This is a genomic window from Pseudomonas sp. A-1 (assembly GCF_004801855.1).
In the GTDB taxonomy this organism is placed as follows: domain Bacteria; phylum Pseudomonadota; class Gammaproteobacteria; order Pseudomonadales; family Pseudomonadaceae; genus Geopseudomonas.
Window position 1 is genome coordinate 1 of the sequence record NZ_SSTC01000161.1, and the last position, 4,701, is coordinate 4,701.

The following is a 4,701-nucleotide window of genomic DNA, read 5'->3' on the forward strand; positions in this document are numbered from 1 at the left end:
CGCGCTGGAAACCTGCGGGCCGGCGGGCGTGGCGCTGGCGGCCTTGTCGCCGGCAGGGCGGGTGGCGGCGAGGCGCTGGCGCTCGGCCTCCTCGCGGGCACGCTGCTCGGCCAGACGCCGTTCCTCGGCCTCGCGGGCTTGGCGGGCGAGGGTTTCCTCGATGGTCTTGAGCAGCGCGCCCAGGCGCGCCTGCTCCTGGCGGCGGGCCTTGAGGCGCTTGTCGCCGTCGCCCAGCTCGCTGTTCAGTCTGGCCAGCACCGCGCGGTGTTCGCTGCGCACCTTGTCCAGCGCCTCGCGACGGTCCTGCAGTTCCACCTGCTGGCCGGCCAGCACGGCATGGCGGGTGGCCAGGTCGGCCTCGATGAGATGCAGCTGCTCGAGGATCGCGTTGTACCTGTCGAGCTGCTCGCGGCGCGCGCGGCTGAGGTACTCGTGGTAGGTGAGGTTGCGGGTGAACTGTTCGGGCTGCTGCTGGTTGAGCAGCAGCTTGAGGTATTCCTGGCCGCCGCTCTGGTAGGCGGCGCGGATCTGCAGGGAGATCAGTTTCTGCTGTTCAGCCCGCTGGCTCTGGAGTTTTTTTTTCTCCCCGTCGAGCCGCTCGATTTCCTGCTCGCCGTCTTCGAGCTGCTGCTCGAGGGTCTCGATCTGCTTCTGCAGTTCGCCCATCTCGCGCTCGCTGCCCTGCAGCTGCTTCTGGATGCCGGACTTTTCCTGCTGCAGGGTGCCGAGCAGCTTCTGCAGCTCGGCGATGTCCTTCTGCGCGGCTTCCAGCTGGCGCTGGGCGTCGGCGCGCTCATCGGCGAAGGCCGGCGCGAGGCAGCAGGCGAGCAGGGCGAACAGGGCGGCACGCAGCATGGACAGGTATCCGGTGGGTGAGCGTCCTAGTATGCCTCCGGGCGCACGCAAAAAGAACGCCCCGGCGAGCCGGGGCGTGATCCTCACTGCAGTTCGACCAGCGGCGTGCCGGTCATCTCGGCCGGGATCGGCAGGTCCAGCAGCCTGAGCATGGTCGGCGCCACGTCGGCGAGCACGCCGCCCTCGCGGATGGCCAGCGGGCGCGGGCCGTAATAGAGGAACGGCACCGGCTCGCAGGTGTGCGCGGTGTGCGCCTGGCCGGTCACCTCGTCCTCCATCTGCTCGACGTTGCCGTGGTCGGCGGTGATCAGCGCCTCGCCGCCGACCTGGTCCAGCGCGCGGGTGATGCGGCCGATGCACTGGTCCAGGCACTCCACCGCCTTGACCGCCGCGTCGAACACGCCGGTGTGGCCGACCATGTCGCCGTTGGCGTAGTTGACCACGATCACGTCGTAGCGCTGGTTCTCGATGGCGTCGACGATGCGGTCGGTGACTTCCGGTGCGCTCATTTCCGGCTTGAGGTCGTAGGTGGCGACGTTCGGCGAGGGGATGAGGATGCGCTCCTCGCCCTCGAACGGCTCCTCGCGCCCGCCGGAGAAGAAGAAGGTGACGTGGGCGTACTTCTCGGTCTCGGCGATGCGCAGCTGGGTCTTGCCGTTGTTGGCCAGGTACTCGCCGAGCACGTTGGTCAGCGGCTCCGGCGGGAAGGCGCAGGGCGCCGGGATGCTCGCCGCGTACTGGGTGAGCATGACGAAGCCGGCCAGCTGCGGCACGCGCGCGCGCTGGAAGCCGGCGAACTCGTCGCCCTCGACGAAGGCGCGGGTCAGCTCGCGGGCGCGGTCGGCGCGGAAGTTCATGAACACCACGGCGTCGCCGTCCTCCACCCGCACCGGCGTGCCGATGGTGGTGGCCTTGACGAACTCGTCGCTCTCGCCGCGCGCATAGGCGGCTTGCAGGCCCTCGATGGCGCTGGCGGCGGCGAACTCGCCCTCGCCGTCGACGATCAGCCGGTACGCCTGCTCGACGCGATCCCAGCGGTTGTCGCGGTCCATGGCGAAGTAGCGGCCGGTCAGGCTGGCGATGCGGCCCTTGCCGAGCTTGGCGAAGGTGGCGTCGAGCAGCTCGATGGAGGGGGTGGCGCTCTTCGGCGGGGTGTCGCGGCCGTCGAGGAAGGCGTGCAGGTAGATCTGCTCGGCGCCGCGCCGGGCGGCCAGTTCGGCCATGGCGGCGATGTGCTCCTGGTGGCTGTGCACGCCGCCGTCGGAGAGCAGGCCGAGGATGTGCACCGCCTTGCCGGCGGCCGCGGCCTTGTCCACCGCCGCGTTGATCGCGGCATTGTCGAAGAACTCGCCGTCGCGGATCGCCTTGGTCACCCGGGTGAAGTCCTGGTACACCACGCGGCCGGCGCCGAGGTTCATGTGACCGACCTCGGAGTTGCCCATCTGCCCGTCGGGCAGGCCGACGTCCATGCCGCTGCCGGAGATCAGGCCGTACGGGCGGGTGGCGCGCAGGTTGTCCCACACCGGCGTGCTGGCGTGGTGGATGGCGTTGTAATCCGGGCTGTCGCTGTGACCGAAGCCGTCCAGGATGATCAGGACCAGGGGTTTGGGCGTGGCAGGCATGCGTCCGACTCGTGAGCAGGTTCGAAAGGGGCGCCAGTCTACTGGCCGACCCGGCGGACGTCACCGCAGGGGTGACTGCCGGCGGGTTCAGCCGTGTCGACTGGCTGTGTATACTGCGGGCCATTTTACCGTGCCGGATGCTCGCGATGGTTGCCCAGCTGATTGAATTTGCCTCTAACCACTATGTACTCAGCACCCTGTTCGTGGTGCTGCTGGCCCTGCTGATCGCCAGCGAGGCCCGGCGCGGCGGGCGCAGCCTGAGCTGCCGCGAGCTGACCGCCAAGCTCAACGCCGGCGAGGCGCTGGTGCTCGACGTGCGTCCGCACAAGGAGTTCTCCACCGGCCACATCACCGGCGCGCTGAACATCCCCTACGACAAGCTGGACAGCCGCATCGCCGAGCTGGACAAGCACAAGGCCAAGACCCTGATCGTGGTCGACGCCATGGGCCAGCACGCCGGCAGCATCTGCGGCAAGCTGAAGAAGGCCGGCTACGACGTCTCCCGCCTGGGCGGCGGCATCGCCAGCTGGCGCGGCGACAACCTGCCGGTGGTGAAGTGACATGCAGCCGGTGGTCATCTACTCCAGCGACTACTGTCCCTACTGCGTGCGCGCCAAGCAGCTGCTGAGCCACAAGGGCGTCGCCTTCACCGAGATCCGCGTCGACGGCCAGCCGGACGTGCGCGCCGAGATGAGCCGCAAGGCCGGGCGCACTTCGGTGCCGCAGATCTGGATCGGCGCCACCCACGTCGGCGGCTGCGACGACCTCTACGCCCTGGAGCGCGCCGGCAAGCTGGACGCGCTGCTGCGCGGCTAACCCTCCACGCAACGAACAAGGAAAGCAAAGCATGACCGAACAAGCCAACGGCGCCGCCGCGCAGAACGACCAGCCGCAGTTCTCCCTGCAGCGCATCTACGTCCGCGACCTGTCCTTCGAGGCGCCGAAGACCCCGGAAATCTTCCGCCAGGAGTGGAAGCCGGGCATCACCCTCGACCTCAACACCCGCCAGAAGGACCTGGGCGGCGACTTCCACGAGGTCGTGCTGACCGTCTCGGTCACCGTGAAGAACGGCGACGACACCGCCTTCATCGCCGAAGTGCAGCAGGCCGGCATCTTCCTGATCAAGGGCCTCGATGCCGCCGCGATGAGCCACACCCTCGGCGCCTTCTGCCCGAGCCTGCTGTTCCCCTACGCCCGCGAGGCGCTGGACAGCCTGGTGGTGCGCGGCTCGTTCCCGGCGCTGATGCTCTCGCCGGTCAACTTCGACGCCCTCTACGCCCAGGAACTGGCGCGCATGCAGGCGGCCGAAGCCACGGCCTGAAGCCGGCGCCGCCGACAGGAAACCCCGCCGTGCGCGGGGTTTTTTGTCGGTTCCGCTACCAAGGGATGGTTCAAAAGCGTGACGCGGTTCGCTATTTTGATGCGCGTCACTACGCATTATCGTCGGACTGTCATGATGCCGTCGCAAGGTCGGCGCGTGGCGGGATCGAGCCTCAGGCGGTGGCGAAACCGTGCTGGCGCCAGGCCTCGTAGACGGTCACCGCCACCGCGTTGGACAGGTTCAGGCTGCGGCAGCCGGGGCGCATCGGCAGGCGCAGCAGCTGTTCGGGCGGCAGGCTGGCCAGCACCTCGGTCGGCAGGCCGCGGCTCTCCGGGCCGAACAGCAGCACGTCGCCGGCGTGGTAGTCCATCTCCGCGTAACTGTTATTGGCTTTGGTGGTGAGTGCCAGTATCCTGCCCCCGGCCAGGGTCGCGAGGCAGCTCTCCAGCGAGGCATGACGAGTTACCGTCGCGTACTCGTGGTAGTCGAGGCCGGCACGGCGCAGGCGCTTGTCGTCGAGCTCGAAGCCGAGCGGTTCGACCAGGTGCAGCTGGCAGCCGGTATTGGCGCAGAGTCGGATGATGTTGCCGGTATTGGGCGGGATTTCCGGCTGGAACAACACAACATGAAACATCGGGCGGGCCTGTGCGAATCGGGACGCCGCGCATTCTAGCGGTTTGCGGCCTGCCAGCGGGCCGCCTGCCGAACTGTCCCGGACCTGCGGACAAGGAGAAAGCCTTTGCTGGCCTGGCTGAAGCGAACCCCCAAAGCTGCCGATCAACTGCTCGGGCTGGCCCCCGTGGCGGGCGGCTGCGCGCTGGTCGGCGTGCAGCGCCAGGGCGGTGCCGTGCAGCTGCCGCTCGGCGAGCTGGTCGCCACCGCGCCGGGCGGCGCGGTCGAGCC

The 4,701-nt window shown here is 68.8% G+C and carries 6 protein-coding genes; 3 read left to right on the forward strand and 3 right to left on the reverse strand.

Annotated elements, in window-relative coordinates; all coding sequences use genetic code 11:
* On the reverse strand, positions 1–855 hold an 855-nt coding region (locus E5198_RS20475), incomplete at its 3' end, for a murein hydrolase activator EnvC (RefSeq protein WP_256659214.1).
* Between the two features lie 83 nt (positions 856–938).
* A complete protein-coding gene (gene gpmI / locus E5198_RS20480; protein WP_136491756.1) occupies positions 939–2,477 on the reverse strand; it encodes a 2,3-bisphosphoglycerate-independent phosphoglycerate mutase in 1,539 nt (512 codons plus the stop codon).
* A 146-nt stretch (positions 2,478–2,623) separates the two neighbouring features.
* Between gpmI and E5198_RS20485 the strand changes: the two genes are divergently transcribed.
* Genes E5198_RS20485 through secB form a run of 3 tightly spaced genes read left to right on the forward strand, consistent with a single transcriptional unit; the run spans position 2,624 to position 3,798 of the window.
* On the forward strand, positions 2,624–3,037 hold the full coding sequence (locus tag E5198_RS20485; RefSeq protein ID WP_136491757.1) for a rhodanese-like domain-containing protein: 414 nt from the start codon (positions 2,624–2,626) through the stop codon (positions 3,035–3,037).
* A 1-nt stretch (position 3,038) separates the two neighbouring features.
* Positions 3,039–3,293: a glutaredoxin 3 gene (grxC, locus tag E5198_RS20490; protein WP_136491758.1), complete on the forward strand. Its 255-nt coding sequence runs from the start codon at positions 3,039–3,041 to the stop codon at positions 3,291–3,293.
* A 31-nt stretch (positions 3,294–3,324) separates the two neighbouring features.
* A complete protein-coding gene (gene secB, locus E5198_RS20495; protein WP_136491759.1) occupies positions 3,325–3,798 on the forward strand; it encodes a protein-export chaperone SecB in 474 nt (157 codons plus the stop codon).
* A gap of 172 nt (positions 3,799–3,970) precedes the next feature.
* Here secB and trmL read toward each other — a convergent pair whose 3' ends face one another.
* Positions 3,971–4,432 (reverse strand): tRNA (uridine(34)/cytosine(34)/5-carboxymethylaminomethyluridine(34)-2'-O)-methyltransferase TrmL, encoded by a 462-nt coding sequence (gene trmL / locus E5198_RS20500; protein WP_136491760.1) that lies wholly within the window; start codon positions 4,430–4,432, stop codon positions 3,971–3,973.
* Positions 4,433–4,701: the final 269 nt, after the last annotated feature.

Excerpts from the sequence above, each read along its gene's own strand:
- gpmI (WP_136491756.1), bottom strand. The coding sequence starts at position 2,477 with ATGCCTGCCACGCCCAAACCCCTGGTCCTGATCATCCTGGACGGCTTC.
- E5198_RS20485 (WP_136491757.1), top strand. The coding sequence starts at position 2,624 with ATGGTTGCCCAGCTGATTGAATTTGCCTCTAACCACTATGTACTCAGC.
- trmL (WP_136491760.1), bottom strand. The coding sequence starts at position 4,432 with ATGTTTCATGTTGTGTTGTTCCAGCCGGAAATCCCGCCCAATACCGGC.
- secB (WP_136491759.1), top strand. The coding sequence starts at position 3,325 with ATGACCGAACAAGCCAACGGCGCCGCCGCGCAGAACGACCAGCCGCAG.
- grxC (WP_136491758.1), top strand. The coding sequence starts at position 3,039 with ATGCAGCCGGTGGTCATCTACTCCAGCGACTACTGTCCCTACTGCGTG.